Origin of the sequence: uncultured Ruminococcus sp. (assembly GCA_902785355.1) — a bacterium.
Lineage (GTDB): Bacteria > Bacillota > Clostridia > Oscillospirales > Acutalibacteraceae > Ruminococcoides.
The window spans coordinates 1-16,205 of the sequence record CACZYF010000040.1 but is presented as its reverse complement, the minus strand read 5'-3'; the positions used below and the strand labels follow the sequence as shown (position 1 = coordinate 16,205).

The following is a 16,205-nucleotide window of genomic DNA, read 5'->3' as shown; positions in this document are numbered from 1 at the left end:
TTTGGTACAATATTAGCATAGTCTTACTGCTGACTACAGTTGGTATGGCACTATGCTTGTTTTTTTGTATAATGAGAAGGTAATGGTCTGATGGGTCCTCCTTAGAACTTTGCGTTCGTATTAGAAAGTATCAGCCGCCTTCTTGTTATACGCATTCGATTAAGCAGGTTGTACTGAGCTGTTGTATGCTCACGTTCGTGTCACTAACCAAAATGAATGTTAACAAGCTCTTGCGCGGAACATTACGCACCAATCTATGAAAGAAGGAATTGTAATGATCAGTGTTGGAATTGATGTATCCAAAGGTGAAAGTACAGTCTGTGTGATGAAGCCCGGCGGCGAAGTGTTAAAGCCTCCGTTCAAAATGCTTCATTCCATAGAGGATATCGTTCATCTTTGCAATCTCATCAAATCCTATGATGAAGAAACTCGCGTCGTTTTGGAAGATACTGGACACTACCACTTACCTGTGGTATCGCTGCTTGTTGAAAAAGGTATCTTTGTTTGTACTGTCAACGCTCTGCGCATGAAAAAGTATTGTTCTCAAAGTATTCGCAAAGCGAAAACAGACAAGATTGATTCTGTTCGCATCGCTTCATTCGGACTTACATACTGGTATGAATTGACTCCGGTAATGCCTCCGAAGGACGTTTACAGAGAATTGAAGCTGCTTGCCCGTCAGTATTACCAAACAGTATCTATACTGGTTAAGGCTAAAGTCAATCTCAGCAACTTGCTGGATCAGGTTATGCCCGGTATCCAAAATTTGATGTCGGACAGCCCCTCTAACCACAAATTGACCGACTTTGTAGACAGATACTGGCACTATGGGCATATCCTTGCCATGGGAGAAAAGCGATTTCTAACTGATTACTGTAAATGGGCAAAGAAAAAGGGATACCGTGTGTACGAACGTTTGGCAAAGGAGATCCTTGCCGTAGCTCAAAACGGTATCCCAGTGCTTCCTAACTCCTTGTCAACCAAACTTGTAGTTCAGGAAGCAGTACGAGTGATTCATCAGGTTGAATTATCTCGTGACACCATTTTAGCACAAATGCAACAGCTTGCCAAGTCCCTGCCAGAATATTCTGTTGTCCGTAATATGCCCTGCATCGGCGATGTCCTTGCACCGCGCATTATTGCCGAGATCGGTGACGTCAAACGCTTTCGCAATAAACACTCTTTAATTGCGTACGCAGGTATTGATCCTCCGCCTTACCAGTCAGGTTCTTTCAATTCTACAGAACGGCATATTACAAAACGTGGTAACAGTTATCTAAGGAAAACTGGTTTTGAGATTATGCAGTGCCTTATTCAGCATAAGCCTGTTGGCGATCCGGTGTACGACTTCATACAAAAGAAACGCTCCGAAGGCAAATGTGGTAAAGAAGCTATGATTGCAGGTCTCAACAAATTCCTTCGTATCTATTACGGCAGAGTTACCGAACTGTATACTTACACATCTGACAAGCTGGTCTTTTGTAGCAGAGTTGATATCTCATAAATGATTCTGCGGCACATACTTTTTTATCTGCCGCTCAGCTTTGCTATACCTTCTTTTCTCTTTGTCAACTTGTAATTTGCCTATTGACTTTTCTTAGCAGGTTTCAAATGTTAATCAATCCATTAAATAACAGTCATGAGCCAGTTTTGTTTGATGATAGATGATTATGCCCGACTCTATTTCATTATTTATTATAAATGCTGAAAAGACAAATGTCAATAAATGGCAAAGCTTCTTTCTACGATAAAGGGATCATTCGACCTTGTATGTCTTTTGAACAGGCGCTAACTATCACTTTAATACTCCGTCGTGATATGATCAACGTGATACATGCGCTTGAACTCATCGAGATCCTTATCCGAACGGATCAGCATGACCTCGGTGAAGCGCCCGCTCCTCTTATCGCGGAAGCCCGCGACCTTCTCGCCGGTGCAGATAGAGGCACGGATCGCGGGATACTGCGTCTCGGGATCGTAGCTCTCGCCTTCAAACCGATTCTCCTTGTTCTCAAAAGCTTTCCTGAGCCTTGAAAATAATTCAGCCATTCTTATCCTCCTGTCGGGCAGCTTTACGATAAACGATGATGACAAATTCGATCGGTGTACTGAGGCTTTCACATGCGGCAAGGCGGTTCATTCCCTCGGTCGGCGTGTGATAATAATACGGCGTCATTTGGAAGAGTGAGAGGATATCGTCGCGGTTATCCAAGGTGATCTCACTGCGTACCCTGATCCGCTCTACCGCCGCCAATCCCTCTGCGGACGGCTCCTTCTCATCGTTGAGATAGGGCTCGTCATAGAGGAGTTCCTTGAGCCCGAGGAGATGATCCCTGCCGGGGATCGCAGTGAGGACTACGCCGTCGTCAGCGATGATACGGCTGAACTCCGCCGCGTGAAACGGCGCAAACAGATGAAAAGCCGCCTTGACTGTCCCGTCGCGAATCGGAACAGACGCAATATTCGCCACAAAGAACGCGGCTCCGCAGCCGCGCTTAGACGCAAGACGAACCATGTTCTTACTCAGGTCGAAGCCGTAGTAATCCCGCTCCAATCGCCCGGCGGCGTAGGCGGTATAGTAGCCTTCTCCGCAGCAGATATCCAGAACGCTGTCGCCGTCCGAAGAATAGCGCCTCAGGCACTCGGTAACAGCGCTCGCGAGCGGCTCGTAATAGCCCTTGTTGAGGAAATCGCGGCGGGATCGCGCCATCTCCTTGTTATCGCCGATAGTGTCGCCGCTTCGGTGGGCAGAGAGCAGGTTGACGTAACCTTCCTTGGCTATGTCGAAGCTGTGGCGGTTCTCACAGCGCCATGTTCTGTCCTCCCGGTACAGCTCCCGTCCGCAGACAGGACATTTCAAAATGTTCATACGATCACCGTCTTTCTGCCTTCAGTATATCATGTCACGGCTGATCTGCCAAGTCCGAACCGATAAAATCCGCATAAATCGACTCAATACTTGCACAAGGATGGCTCGCGTAGTATAATAGCCGTAGCATAATGGGAAAGGAGTGAGCCGATGGGCGATAAAACCTCTGGCCGCATGGCGATCGTGGATCTGTGGAAATTCATTGCTGCCGTGATGATCATGGTACATCATCTGTACGTGGTGGCGCCGGTGTTCGAGAATCGCGATTACCCCGGATACTTCTCATGGATCTATGTGGAATTCTTCTTCATCCTGACCGGATACTTCACCTATCGCCATTTTGCAAGGAAAGATAAGAGAGAGGATGTGTTCCGCTCGACGTTGTCCTATACATGGCAGAAGTTCAAGCCCTTCCTCCCCTACACTACGATTGCGATCACCCTGCAATACCTGCTCTCCGCTCCCTACGGCGAGCTGATACGCGGGAGCTTCAGAAAATTCCTGTACAGCTTCGCGAACCTTCCGCTTGAGCTGATGCTCCTGGGTGAAGCGCATACCTCCGATCAGCGGCTGGTACCGATCTGGTTTCTGTCGGCGATGCTGCTGGTATTCCCCATCGTCGCGCTTATCTCTCAGCTGAAAAACAAATATCTGATCCTGATGATCTCAGGGTTGTACCCGCTGTTCTACTACGGCAGGGTGAAGCTTGCGAATCGTATTTGGCCTGACGACCTGTTGAGAGCGCTGGCGGGACTGCTGCTGGGCGTGTTCCTCTGTGTGCTGACGGATATGATCCGTGAGAAAAAGCTGATCCCGCAGGGAAAAGCGGCAACGCGCCTGCTGACAGCGACAGAGATCGTCTGTATGCTGCTTGCGACGCTGTTCATTGTTCGATCTGACAAGAGCCTGTGGCGGGTGATCATCCTACTGTTCGCCGTCGGAATCTGTGTCATGCTGTCGGGCAGAAGTCTGACGTCGAAGCTCCGAAGTCCCGTGATCGCGTATCTTGGCAAGCTGTCGATGCCGATGTTTATATGGCAGTGGGTCACAGCGACCGGTATCAAGCGACTGAATCAGCTCATCCCGCTGTCGACGGGCGCGAGAGTAGCGATCTACTTCATCGGTACGCTGCTGATCTCCGCGCTGTCTTATCAGTTGATCGAACATGTGAACAAGAGGAAAAATCATGCATAAAAGTGAGAAGCCGATCGTCATCCTCGGCCCGATGGAGAGCGAATCGGCATGGCTGATACAACAATTAGAGAATCCGACCTTTACCGATATCGGCGCCTACCGTTATGCGAAAGGGACAATAGGCGGCTGTCCCGTCGTCGTATGCCGGTGCTACATCGGGGTAGTCAATTCCGCCGTCGCCGCGGCGCTCGCGATCGAGCGCTATGATCCCCTTTGCGTGATCGTACAAGGCACCTCGGGCGCACATGATCCCGCGCTTCATCAGGGGGACATCGTGCTCGGAGAGCGCACCGTAAACATCGGGCGCTGGTTCACGCCGCACCGTGACTGGGGAACGGGCGTTGACGCCGACCGCTGGGAACCGCACGGCAGCGAGATCGTCTCGATCGGTCCCGGTGAGGAGACGATGTATCTGTACGGCGACAAAAGGATCCTACGCGTCGCTGAGGATGTTCCCAACCCCATCGGCAAGGTGATCCGCGGCACGATCGGCGCGGCGGATATCTGGAACCGTGAGCTGGATATGCTCGACCGCCTGCACCGCGAGCTGTGCACCGAATGTGAAGAGATGGAAGGCTTCGGCGTGATGCAGGTCTGTGCGCAGCTGAACATCCCGTGCGCGGACATCCGCATCATCAGCAACAGTGAATGGCACGAGGGAGAAGATTTCAACGAAAAATACGGCGAGGACTGCCAGAAGTTTGTGCTGGAAGTCGTTCGCCGACTGATTGCGCAAAAAACGCTGTTATGATACAATAAATGTGTATTTTGACCTTTTGGAGGGTAATATGGAAAACTATCGCATCGAACGCGACTCGATGGGCGAGATGAAGGTGCCCGCCGAGCGTTACTGGGGCGCTCAGACACAGCGCAGCTTTCAGAACTTCCCCATCGGATGGGAGAAGATGCCCGCACAGATCATCCACGCCTTTGCCGAGTTAAAAAAAGCGGCGGCACAGGCGAATCATGAGTTAAAACCCGAGAAGATGACCGGAGAAAAGTGCGCTGCGATCACAGCCGCGTGTGACGAGATCCTCGACGGCAAGCTACCCGATGAGTTCCCGCTTGCCGTATGGCAGACGGGCTCGGGTACCCAAAGCAACATGAACGTCAACGAGGTCGTCGCCAACCGCGGTAACGCGATCGCGGGGAAAAAACTCCTTCATCCGAATGACGACGTCAATATGTCGCAAAGCTCCAACGACACCTTCCCCACCGCCATGCATATCGCCGCGGCGACGGTGGTCGAAAAGGAGCTGATTCCCGCGATCGACGTACTGACCGAAACCTTCAAGCGTCTTGAAAAGGAAAATGAAGGAGTCGTCAAGAGCGGCAGAACGCATCTGCAGGATGCGGTGCCGATCAGCTTCTCTCAGGAGATCAGCGGCTGGCGCGGAATGCTCGAAGCTGACCGCGAACAGCTCGAAAAATCGCTCGAAGGACTGTATCAGCTTGCGATCGGCGGCACGGCAGTCGGCACGGGGCTGAACGCGCCGAAGGGCTTTGGCGAGAAGGTTGCCGAAAAGCTCAGCAAAGCGACATTCATGCCCTTCGTTAGCAATCCCAACAAATTCCACGCGCTAACCTCCCTTGACCGCATGGTATTTGCGCACGGCGCAATAAAAGCGCTGGCTGCGGATCTGATGAAGATCGCCAACGACATTCGCTGGCTCGCTTCGGGTCCGCGCTGCGGTCTGGGCGAGGTCTTCATCCCTGAGAACGAGCCCGGCTCATCCATCATGCCCGGCAAGGTCAACCCGACCCAGTGCGAGTCGATCACGATGATCGCAGTACAGGTGATGGGAAATGACGCGACGATCGGTATGGCTGCGTCGCAGGGTAACTTCCAGCTCAACGTCTTTCTCCCCGTGACGGCATACAACTTTCTGCAGAGCGCCAGATTGCTGACCGACGGTATTTTGTCTTTCAACGAACGCTGCGTCAGCGGAATCACGGCTAACAGAGAAAAAATGAGCGAAAACCTCCACCGCTCGTTGATGCTGGTTACCTCGCTCAATCCCTATATCGGCTACGATAATGCCGCTAAGGTCGCCAAAAAGGCGCATAAAGAAAATCTCTCCCTCAAGCAAGCGTGTCTGGAGCTCGGCTTTATGAGCGAAGAGGATTTTGACAGCGTATTTCATCCGGAAGAGCTGGTCTGATTTGGTAAGGAAGGTATAGAAAATGGATATCAGAGAAAAAAGCTTACAAAAACACTATGAATGGCAGGGTAAGATCGAGGTCATTTCCCGCGCTCCCATCGAGAACCGCGAGGATCTCTCCCTTGCTTATACGCCCGGCGTTGCCGAGCCCTGCATGGTCATACACGAGGATATCAACAAGAGCTACGAGCTGACCCGCCGCAGCAATCTGGTGGCGGTGGTAACAGACGGCACCGCGGTACTGGGACTGGGCGATATCGGTCCCGAGGCGGGTATGCCCGTCATGGAGGGAAAATGCGCACTGTTCAAGGAGTTTGCCGACGTTGACGCTTTCCCGCTGTGCATTCGCTCCAAGGATGTGGACGAGATCGTCCGCACGATCTACCTGCTGTCGGGTTCCTTCGGCGGCATCAACCTCGAAGATATCAGCGCCCCTCGCTGTTTTGAGATAGAACGCAAGCTTAAACAGATATGCGATATCCCCGTCTTTCACGACGACCAGCACGGTACGGCGATCGTCGTCGCCGCTGCGCTGCTGAATGCGCTCAAGGTCGTCGGAAAGTCCATCGAAGAGGTAAGAGTCGTCATCAACGGCGCAGGCTCGGCGGGCATCGCGATCGGCAGACATCTGCTGAACATGGGCGTGCAGCATTTGACGATGGTAGACCGCTTCGGCATTATATGCGAAGGCGACGACGGTCTTAACGAGGCGCATGCCGCGATCGCAAAGCTCACCAATCGCGAAAAGCTCACCGGTACGCTTGCCGACGCGATGAAAGGCTCAGACGTCTTTATCGGCGTTTCGGCTCCGAATATCGTCAGCGAAGAGATGATCCGCTCGATGGCAGACAAGCCCATCGTCTTCCCTATGGCGAATCCGACGCCCGAGATCATGCCCGACAAAGCCAAGGCAGCGGGAGCTGCTGTCGTAGGCACCGGTCGCTCGGACTTCCCGAATCAGATCAATAATGTACTTGCTTTCCCGGGTATCTTCCGCGGCGCGCTGGACTGCCGCGCCACGTGTATCAACGAGGAAATGAAGGTCGCAACCTCATATGCGCTTGCTTCGATGATCCCCGACGAGGAGCTCTCGGCGGAGAACATCATCGTTTCAGCGCTGGATAAAAGCGTTGGCAGAGTCGTAGCCGACGCGGTCATCAAGGCGGCACACGATACCGGCGTAGCGCGAATCTGATCTTGATATAGTAAAAGCTGACCTGTCACTTTTGCAGGTCAGCTTTTTGTCAAATTCATAGATTACCTTACGCCGCGGGCTGCAGCTCTTCGATCAGATATTCTTCTTCGCTTTCCATTGCCGCCAGAAGATCGTCGTCAAAATCGAGTTGACTGATAGCGACGAACATCGCGCTGTCGGAGCATCTGGCGCGTCCGTAGCTGCGGGAATTCTCTGCTAAACGATTGTAAAATCCTGCATCATCAAACATAAAATCACCTCAATATATTTATTACAGGCTCAGTAAGCATCTCCTGTGATTCTATATTATCGCATGATATGTCCCATTAACGGGACTTTGGTCGCAACACACGGATTATTTTGATTCTTTTCGGATTTATCCTGTACAGATTGCATAAAGATCAACGATGTTTTTTTGTTTGCAAGATTGAGCTGTACGTGATAAAATACAAGTATTAAATGCAAACACAAAGGTGATATATGAAAAGAAGCAATCAAATCGGGGGGCTCTACTTCATCATCCATTTGTTGGTGGAAGTCACCTCGTTCTACGTTCTGACCTGTTATATTAAGAGCCCCGTAATATGGGGGTTGAGCCTGCTATACGACTTTGTCGCCTTTGTAATGCAGGGTTTCTTCGGATTTCTGCGCGACAAAGGGCTGCGTGTAAATCTCGCTTTTATCGGAACTGTGCTGACCACCTTATCGCTGGTTCTGTTGTACCTGGATATGAACGCTTTCTTCGTTGTGACGTCGGTATCGCTCGGCAACTGTCTGGTACATATCCACGGCGCTGAACTGACACTGCGATCATCCAAGGGAGAGATCGCTCCGAGCGCAGTGTTCGTTGCCGGCGGTTCGTTCGGCGTAGTGACCGGCAAGCTGCTGTCAAGCCACGGCGTTGCTGTTTTATGGATTCTTCTGCTGAATCTGGTCACCTTCGTTCCTATCCTGATTGCTGAACGGCTGAAAGCGGGCGACGGCGCAGACAATCTGAAGGAGTATCGCTTCTCGAACGGGAAAATCAACGGGATCGCCGTCATAGCTCTGGCGACCTTTGTCGTTGCTGTGCGGGCATATATGGGATACGGCATCCCGACCTCGTGGAACAAGACGGAGCTGCAGACCATTGCTCTTTACTGCTGTATGGGCGTTGGTAAGGGACTCGGCGGCATCCTGACAGACAAGATCGGCATCAGGCTGACCGCAATCATCAGTACCGTTGCAGCTCTGCCGTTCATGATCTTCGGCGCGGATGTGATGGCGGTATCGCTGATCGGTATCACATCTTTCAGCATGACGATGGCAGTCACGCTTGCGCTGATCGTTTCCAGACTGCCGAAATATCCCGGCGTTGCTTTTGGTTTCACTACGCTGGGACTGTTTCTGGGAACACTGCCGTTCTTTTTCTTCCGAATACAATCGGTTTTGGTCAACAGTATTGTCATCACACTGCTGACTGTGCCGTGTACCGTCATTCTGTGCTTTATCTGTAGGAAAAAGAAGTCCCTCCCCGGCAACGACAAATCCGATATGCTGTCAATCGAATCATAGTAATACAACTGCAAATATTACAGAAAGGATAATACTTATGAATCTGTCTTATTTTTTGACCTATCCCGGCGACGCAATCATGCCGCCAAACAATCCGTATAACGGTGAAGAAGAATATAATGATCCGGTATATCCGGAGGAAGAAGAGGCTCCTGTAGAGACGATTGATATTGACGCTGCACCGATTACACCTGTGGAAAAGGAAACCGAAGCTCCCGTTCAAAACGCAACAACAGCGATACAGGACGATTTGACAAAAGAAACTCACACTTCAGCCCTTGCTTCCGAAACTCCTCTCAAATCGGCAGAGAGTCAGTACGGAGGTCTGACTCAGGCGCTGTATATCGTGATCCCGTTGTTGCTGATAGCACTGATCACCGTCATCATCATGCTCATCATCAGTAAGAATAAAAAGAAAAAGGCAGCTGCCGCTGCTCAGCAATATATAAATAACAACACACCGTATAACGGCAACAGCTCAAATCAACCTTATTATCCGAATAATGATTACAACGATCCCAATGCACAATGAACAGCGTAATCGTCTCGCTCCTCTTGAGTCTGGCACTGACGCTGACGGTTGAATTGTCGTTAAGCCTGCTTCTGAAAGTCAGGGGAAAGGACCTGCTGATCATTTCGCTGGCAAATCTGCTGACCAATCCCGTTGTCAACTATTGCAGTTACTGGGCGTTCTACCTCTTCGGATTTCGAAGTGTTTACACCGTGGCGATCATCATCCTTCTTGAGGTTGGGGCTGTGTTTATTGAATACTTTATCTACAAACACCTGATTAGCTTTGATCGTTTCGGAAAGTTGAAACTTTCACTTATTCTCAACGGAGGATCGTTTATTGCCGGTATCGCAGTAAGCATTCTTATACAGACCATCTGATTAAATCTTTTTATCAAGAATTAGTATAAAAATCCCCCTTCACGAGCGTGAAGGGGGATTTTGTTAATACAATTAGTTTACGGTAATGTACTCGCCGATCGGGTACTTTGTCTGGATATAGTTGAGGTGACGCTGGATCAGAGTTGCGTCGATTACATCGAGATCCTCATCCTGGTTGACATCGCCGTTCATAAGGGTCTCCATCGGAATCTTAATAGGCATCAGCGCACCGTAACGGAGAATATATGTCGCGTCGATTACCTCGACCTCTTCGTTACCGTCGGCGTCGCCGAGCATGTAGGTTCTGCCGGGGTTAGTAGGATCGGTAAAGGAAGCAGTACCGCCGAGAACTGCACCGTCCTTGACGATCTGTCCCTTATTAACAATACGGGTCAGCTTCTCATCAGCAGCTGCAAGCGTGTACATGGTGGTCTTGACAGTCGCATTACCGGGCGCGGTTACGAGGTACTGAGAAACGATCAGAAGATCGTCGTCAGAATCAAATACGAAGCCGTCACCGATACCGGGAGTGGAAGCATTGAAGTCGATCAAACCATCAGTCAGTCTTGCAACGGTGCGATTCTGCAGAATCGGGAACATAGTCTGGGTATCCTTGATAACCTTGTAGCTATCGGTAGTGGCGGTACAGGAAAGGATGCTGCTGGTGAAGGTCTGCTGTGCGCGGATGGAAGCAACCATCGAATCACCGATCGCCTTAGAAGCGTTAAACGTAGTGTAAACGTTGACGAGATCGCCTACGTTAAAGGTCTTGGTGACAGACTTGCCATCCAAACCGATAATGGTGACATTAGCTGTGTTCGATACAGGTTGAGTCGCCGGCTGGGTAGCGGGCTGGGTAGCGGGCTGAGTCGCAGGCTGAGTCGCGGGCTGGGTAGCGGGCTGAGTAGCGGGCTGGGTAGCAGGCTGAGTCGCGGGCTGAGTCGGGATGACAGGATTGCCGGGATCGGTGTAGCTCTCATAGATGCTGACATTCTTTCCGGACTGGGTAACTCCCTTGTAGATGATCTTTGTAACAGCCTCATCAGAAGCAACCAGAGTTTTGATTTTAGTCTCGATGGTGGTGTTGCCCGCCTTGAGGACCTTATAGTTGGTGACGATCAGCTTAGCGTTTTCGCCGAAGACATAACCGTCGTTGATTCCGGACTTAGATGCATTGAACTTGATAGTACCGTTGTTAACGGCAGCAACAGCATCAGTGCCCAGAACAGGGAACATCGCCGCCTTATTAACGATCTCATTGTAATCGCCGGTGACCTGATCGGTCAACTGGAGAACAGAGGTACCGTAGGTCTGGGTGCCTTCAACGTTCGCAACATTACCGTTGTTAACATCAGTGGTAAGCATGGTGTAAACGGTGAAGCTGTCGCCTACGTTGAACTCCTTGACCTCGCTCTTGCCGTTCGGTCCGATGATGGTGACCTTAGCGGTGGTTGCCGGAGGAACTGTGGGAGGCTCGGTGGGCTGCTGTCCGGGGCCTGCGAAGGAGCCGTTGAGGTTGTAGCTCATGCCGGGCTCGGTCACGCCGCCGAATACGATCTTGTCAACATCCTCGGTAGCGGCAGCTAAAACGATGATGCTGTTGGTGATGTCGGCATAGCCGTTGGCTACGACCTTATACTCGGTGCAGATAACCTGAGAATCCGCAGAATTGAACAGGAACGGGCTGTCTGTCGAGGGAGTAGAAGCGGCATACTTGATGGTGCCGGCAGTCTTTGCGTTGGAGTAGGTGTTCTCACGGGTCACGGGGAATACCTTAGCGGTATCGACGATAGAACCGTCGGCTACGGTGCTGGCAAGCTCCAAAACAGAGGTAGTGTACTTCTGGACGCCCTGAACGGTAGCGATCTTACCATCGTTGACAGGAGTGTTCAGATAGGTATATACGGTGAAGGTCTCGCCGATCTGAGCGTGCATCTCCTCGGTCTGACCGTTGAGCTTATGAACGGTGATGTTCGCATAATCAATCGCGGGCATCGGGTTCTCAAAGGTAGCGGTACCGGTAACGCTCTTACCGGACTGAACCTGACCCTTGTAAACGATCTTGGTCATCTCCATATCGCCTGCCGCCAAGTTGACCAGCGCGTTCTTGACCTCGCCGGTGCCGGCTGCGGTTACCTTATAGGTGGTAACGATCAGCTTGGAATAGGGAGAATCAAAGACATAAGCGTTATCCGGGTTGGGAACAGAAGCGTTGTAGCGGATCTCGCCGACTTCCTTACCGTTCGCGATAACAGAACCGCTGATGATCGGGAATACGGAAGCGCTGTCGATGATATCGCCGTACTGAGCACCAACCTCATTCTGCAGAGACAGAACGCCTGCGGTATAGGTCTGGGTACCCTGAACGGCACCGATCTTACCGCCGATCGAGGATGCAGACGCATCGAGGGTGGTGTAAACGGTAAATTCTTCACCTACGGCAAATTCCTTGACGTTCGTGGAACCGTCAAGACCGTAGATGGTGATGGTCGCCTTGTCATCAGCGGCGCTGGTAGTCGCTACGCCCACAGTAAGCATTGTGGCAATCAACGCAACAACCATCATGATGCTTAAAATCTTTTTCATGTTAATCCTCCTTAGGAGATATTTTTAGACGATATAATAATAACATATATTTACCGAATATTCAACAATTATTGTTCATAGAATTTTACCCTTTCTTTTGTGTATATTGTCATATTTTTGTAACCGCGGCTTGGTTAATACGATGAAGATAAAGTCGAAAGCAAAGCAACCAGCGACAAAAATCCCCCTGCCGAAGCAGGGGGATGATAATACATGATAATCAGAGGCTCTGACCGATCTTATAGGGGTTGATGTTAACGAGGAAGCGCTGGATGTAGGTAGCGTCGATAGACTCCAGATCGCCGTTACCATCTACGTCGCCGCGGGCGATCATTCCGGCGTCGGGAGTAATTATGTCGACCAGGCAGCGCTGGAGGACAGTGACGTCAACAATGTCGACCTCGCCGGAGTCATCGATATCACCACGGATACCTGTAATAACAACAGGCTCGGTCACAGGCTCAGTGGGTCTAACCAGCTTCGGAATCACCAGAGATTCTGCGGTGACCTCAACCAAACCGGTAGCGTCCGCAAACAGCTTGTCACAGCCGGAGCAAGCGTAGTGAGCCTGAGTACCCTCAGCGTCATAAGTTGCGGGAACTTCTGCAACATAACTCAGCGTATGGGTGATGATCGGGAGCTCAACGGGAGTACGGCTGATCTCTTCGTGGCAATCGGTGCAGTAAACGACCTCATCATAAGTAGTTTTATCATGAGTCACAGTTCTATTCTCCTGAACAGGCTCGCCGGGAGTATGAACATGAGGCGGCTCGGTAACAGGCTCGGTCGGAACGACGGGCTCAGTTACAGGCTCGGTCGGAACGACGGGCTCAGTTGCAGGCTCGGTGGGGATGACAACATCGCCGGGAAGAGTAGAAAGCGTGTAATCCCAGGGAGTCTCAACACCGGCAGCTGCGAACGCATCGTAAACCTGCTGCTTAGTCAGGCTCAGGGCAGTACCGATATCGTCGATCATCTGCTGCTCGGTCTTCGTGGTATATTCGCGGGCGTTTACCAGACCCTGTGTACCGGTATCGGTCAGGAAAGTGTTAAAGATGCTCTCGCCGGTCTCGCCTGCGGGGATGCAGGTACCGACCACATTACCGGTAGAGGTGATCTGGAGACGGGGACCGTACTGAGCGGGATCCAGGCCCTCCCAGAACGCAAGGATAGACAGCTTGGAGCTATCGACAGGGTTCTCAACCTTGTTCTCGGTATCGGCGTAACCGATATGGCCGAGGCAGGTGGTATCCATCAGCAGGGAATAGGTCTCGATATCGCCTAAGGTAAAGATGATCGCGTACTGCTCGCCGTCCTTGAGATTCATACCCTTAGCGGCGGGATCATAGGAGAAGATGCCGGTGAAGTTGCCTTCAGCGTCATTTACCGCAGTACCGTAGAGCTTCTTGGTGCCCCAGGGGAGGGTATCTTCCTCACCGGTGGTCAGCGAGTAGACGTAGAAGCCGACCTTGCTCTTAGCGGTGACATCCCAGCCGGACTTGCCTGCGTCAAAGTAGAGCAGGTTAGAATCAGGAACCAACTGTGCAATAGTCTTAGTGGTACGTGAAACCTCTTCGTTACACTCAGTACAATAAACGACCTCATCATAAGAACCCGGCGCCTCAAAAGAAGCGGGAACCACGTTCTCCTTTACTGCATCAGCGGGAGTATGAACATGAGCGGGCTGGGTGGGCTCTTCGTCGGTGTGATAACCGACATGAACGCCGTTGACAAAGTGGTCGGGGTTCTTACAGTTTTCTTCGATAGAAACGAAGTTGTCGCTATCCTTAGAATAGCTGCCGTAACAACCGTTGCCATAGTAGAAGAACCACCAGGGATCATCGTCACCGAACTCGGGAGCACCGGAAAGGTCGTTTACACCGACAGCGTCGGGGTTGATGATATAGATACAGCCGTCGAAGGACTCGCCGTCATCGGGAGAACCCTCGGGCATTGTGGTGAGCTCGTCCTCATAAACACCCTCGATGTTGGTGTTTTTGCTCTGTGCAGCATAATCGGCGCGAGACAGATCGGAACCGGCGTCAACGCCGTTGTTAAAGATAACTACGGGAACGTCGCGGGGAACGTCGGCATAGTAGATACCCTGCTCATAATCCTCGATCTCCATGCGATAGCCTACCCAACCCTCAGGGACCGCAGAGCCGCCCCACCAGTAGATACCGGCATAATGCTTGTCTCCTACAAGGTTGTAGTCATTGTACAGGTTCTTAACCTTCTCGCCTGCATGGATGTAAACCTCATCATGACCGCCGATTACGGTGCCTTCGTCGTCCTTCTCTTCGATAAAGACGGTGTGATCATCGGTAGCGGCGAAACCGCGCTTACCATCAGCCATCTGGAAGTAGATACGCTGAGTATCCGCGGGATCGACCTCAGCTTCCTTGACGGCATCGGCTACAGACTTCACAAAAATCTCGTCGGTCAACTCGTCCTTATCGGAAACCGACAGCGCCGTGAAGGAAACAGTAACCACACTGATCAGCATAGCCAGTGCTAAGAATAAACTGATAACCTTTTTCATTTTAAGCCTCCTAAGCTATTTTTTACAACACCGGCTCAGAAATCCCTCAAAAGTTCAACGGTAAACGGCCAATTTACCCTTAAAAGAGCGCAACTGTGTCAGTGTTGCATAAATGATTAATTAAATATTAACACATATTTTAACAAGTTTCAATACAATTTTTATATTTTATGTAGATATTTTTTCGTCAAATTATTCCGAATTGTGTTTGAATACAAAGGAAACACAAGATATGGAAATAAGATCATTATATAATAACTTACAAAAACTCCCCCTGCCGAAGCAGGGGGAGCGGATGATTTATGGATTGTCAAAATGAACGCAAGCGCTCATGCTGACAAGAGACAGATCAAATCAGATCAACTCAACAAATTCGCCGATCGCGTACTTGACCGGGATCTCAGCCATCCAGCGCTGGATGAAGGTAGCGTCACAGATGTCAACCTCGCCGTTGCCGTCTACGTCGCCCTGCATGATGAACTCGTCATCTACGTCGAACATAGCGTCATAGCGCTTGATGAGGACTACATCGAGATCGTCAACTTCACCGTCGTTGTTAGCGTCGCCGAGCTTGTAGCCTTCTACGGGCTCGTCGGAACCCCAGGTGATGGTCATCTTCGCACCGGTCTTGGTGTTGAAGTCGAAGTCGGTCAGGTCAAGTACCATGGAGATAGTAGTGCCTGCGGTGATACCCTCGAGCTTGAGGTTGGTCTGGCCGTTGTAGACTGCGTCTACCGGCTCGCCGTTAACGAGAGTTACGGTATCGTCAAGACCGAAGCTATGGGTCCAGCTGTCGTTGATTGCGAACTTGAACTCGGGAGCCTCGGTATCGAAAGTGCCGAAGGTGTACTCATACTCATAGATACCGTCGGAGGTCTCGGTCATGTGGTTCTCGCCTGCGTCAACACCCCAATTGATGTTGTTCAGCCAGCCGTCGCCGTCAGAAGCGCCGTTACCGACAACAGTGACGCTCTCTACATCGAGATCGGTAGCGAAGGAAACGATTTCGCCCTCGACCCAAGCCTTGGTGCCGTCGCAATATACGGTGAAATCACCTGCGCCGGTGGTGTTGAAGGTTACGTTCTGACCGGTCTCGTCGCCGATCCAGGTCGTGCCGTTCTTGACAACCTTGAACTGGATGTCGTTGATCGCGCCGTCTACGGTATAAGTCTTGCTGTAAACGCCGTTTTCGCCCTTGGTCAGGGTGTTGTT

14 protein-coding genes are annotated in these 16,205 nt (G+C 51.1%); 8 read left to right on the top strand and 6 right to left on the bottom strand.

Annotation, left to right across the window (positions count from 1 at the left end):
- Positions 1-256 precede the first annotated feature (256 nt).
- Positions 257-1,504 (top strand): IS110 family transposase, encoded by a 1,248-nt coding sequence (locus R2I50_RS08855; protein ID WP_316608788.1) that lies wholly within the window; start codon positions 257-259, stop codon positions 1,502-1,504.
- A gap of 296 nt (positions 1,505-1,800) precedes the next feature.
- On the opposite strand, the gene R2I50_RS08850 is transcribed toward R2I50_RS08855, so the two are convergent.
- Both R2I50_RS08850 and R2I50_RS08845 read right to left on the bottom strand, forming a co-directional pair.
- Entirely contained in the window at positions 1,801-2,049 is a 249-nt protein-coding gene (locus R2I50_RS08850; RefSeq protein ID WP_316608787.1) for an aspartate dehydrogenase, read from the bottom strand.
- The gene (locus R2I50_RS08845) at positions 2,042-2,869 is read right to left on the bottom strand and encodes a putative RNA methyltransferase (protein ID WP_316608786.1); all 828 of its coding nucleotides are present in this window, start codon (positions 2,867-2,869) and stop codon (positions 2,042-2,044) included. Before R2I50_RS08845 ends, R2I50_RS08850 begins: the two co-directional genes overlap by 8 nt.
- A 150-nt stretch (positions 2,870-3,019) precedes the next feature.
- On the opposite strand from R2I50_RS08845, the gene R2I50_RS08840 reads away from it, so the two are divergent.
- Genes R2I50_RS08840 through R2I50_RS08825 form a run of 4 tightly spaced genes read left to right on the top strand, consistent with a single transcriptional unit; the run spans position 3,020 to position 7,420 of the window.
- On the top strand, positions 3,020-4,063 hold the full coding sequence (locus tag R2I50_RS08840; RefSeq protein WP_316608785.1) for an acyltransferase family protein: 1,044 nt from the start codon (positions 3,020-3,022) through the stop codon (positions 4,061-4,063).
- Positions 4,056-4,814, top strand: coding sequence for a 5'-methylthioadenosine/S-adenosylhomocysteine nucleosidase (locus R2I50_RS08835; RefSeq protein ID WP_316608784.1), 759 nt, complete (start codon positions 4,056-4,058; stop codon positions 4,812-4,814). Before R2I50_RS08840 ends, R2I50_RS08835 begins: the two co-directional genes overlap by 8 nt.
- Positions 4,815-4,851: 37 nt before the next feature.
- Entirely contained in the window at positions 4,852-6,225 is a 1,374-nt protein-coding gene (gene fumC / locus R2I50_RS08830; RefSeq protein WP_316608783.1) for a class II fumarate hydratase, read from the top strand.
- A gap of 22 nt (positions 6,226-6,247) precedes the next feature.
- Positions 6,248-7,420 (top strand): malic enzyme-like NAD(P)-binding protein, encoded by a 1,173-nt coding sequence (locus tag R2I50_RS08825; protein WP_316608782.1) that lies wholly within the window; start codon positions 6,248-6,250, stop codon positions 7,418-7,420.
- A 67-nt stretch (positions 7,421-7,487) separates the two neighbouring features.
- On the opposite strand, the gene R2I50_RS08820 is transcribed toward R2I50_RS08825, so the two are convergent.
- The gene (locus R2I50_RS08820; protein ID WP_316608781.1) at positions 7,488-7,670 is read right to left on the bottom strand and encodes a hypothetical protein; all 183 of its coding nucleotides are present in this window, start codon (positions 7,668-7,670) and stop codon (positions 7,488-7,490) included.
- A gap of 230 nt (positions 7,671-7,900) precedes the next feature.
- On the opposite strand from R2I50_RS08820, the gene R2I50_RS08815 reads away from it, so the two are divergent.
- From R2I50_RS08815 to R2I50_RS08805, 3 genes are read left to right on the top strand one after another with little or no spacing between them, the layout of a single operon-like run.
- On the top strand, positions 7,901-8,974 hold the full coding sequence (locus tag R2I50_RS08815; protein WP_316608780.1) for a hypothetical protein: 1,074 nt from the start codon (positions 7,901-7,903) through the stop codon (positions 8,972-8,974).
- Between the two features lie 37 nt (positions 8,975-9,011).
- Positions 9,012-9,506: a hypothetical protein gene (locus R2I50_RS08810; RefSeq protein WP_316608779.1), complete on the top strand. Its 495-nt coding sequence runs from the start codon at positions 9,012-9,014 to the stop codon at positions 9,504-9,506.
- Positions 9,503-9,865 carry a hypothetical protein gene (locus R2I50_RS08805; protein WP_316608778.1) on the top strand — a complete coding sequence of 121 codons (363 nt, stop codon included), beginning with the start codon at positions 9,503-9,505 and terminating at the stop codon, positions 9,863-9,865. Before R2I50_RS08810 ends, R2I50_RS08805 begins: the two co-directional genes overlap by 4 nt.
- A gap of 72 nt (positions 9,866-9,937) precedes the next feature.
- Here R2I50_RS08805 and R2I50_RS08800 read toward each other — a convergent pair whose 3' ends face one another.
- The 3 genes from R2I50_RS08800 to R2I50_RS08790 all read right to left on the bottom strand — a co-directional run.
- Positions 9,938-12,451: a hypothetical protein gene (locus R2I50_RS08800; protein ID WP_316608777.1), complete on the bottom strand. Its 2,514-nt coding sequence runs from the start codon at positions 12,449-12,451 to the stop codon at positions 9,938-9,940.
- A gap of 220 nt (positions 12,452-12,671) precedes the next feature.
- Positions 12,672-14,993 (bottom strand): dockerin type I domain-containing protein, encoded by a 2,322-nt coding sequence (locus tag R2I50_RS08795; RefSeq protein WP_316608776.1) that lies wholly within the window; start codon positions 14,991-14,993, stop codon positions 12,672-12,674.
- A gap of 354 nt (positions 14,994-15,347) precedes the next feature.
- Positions 15,348-16,205: dockerin type I repeat-containing protein (locus R2I50_RS08790; protein ID WP_316608775.1), on the bottom strand; the 858-nt coding region annotated here is incomplete at its 5' end.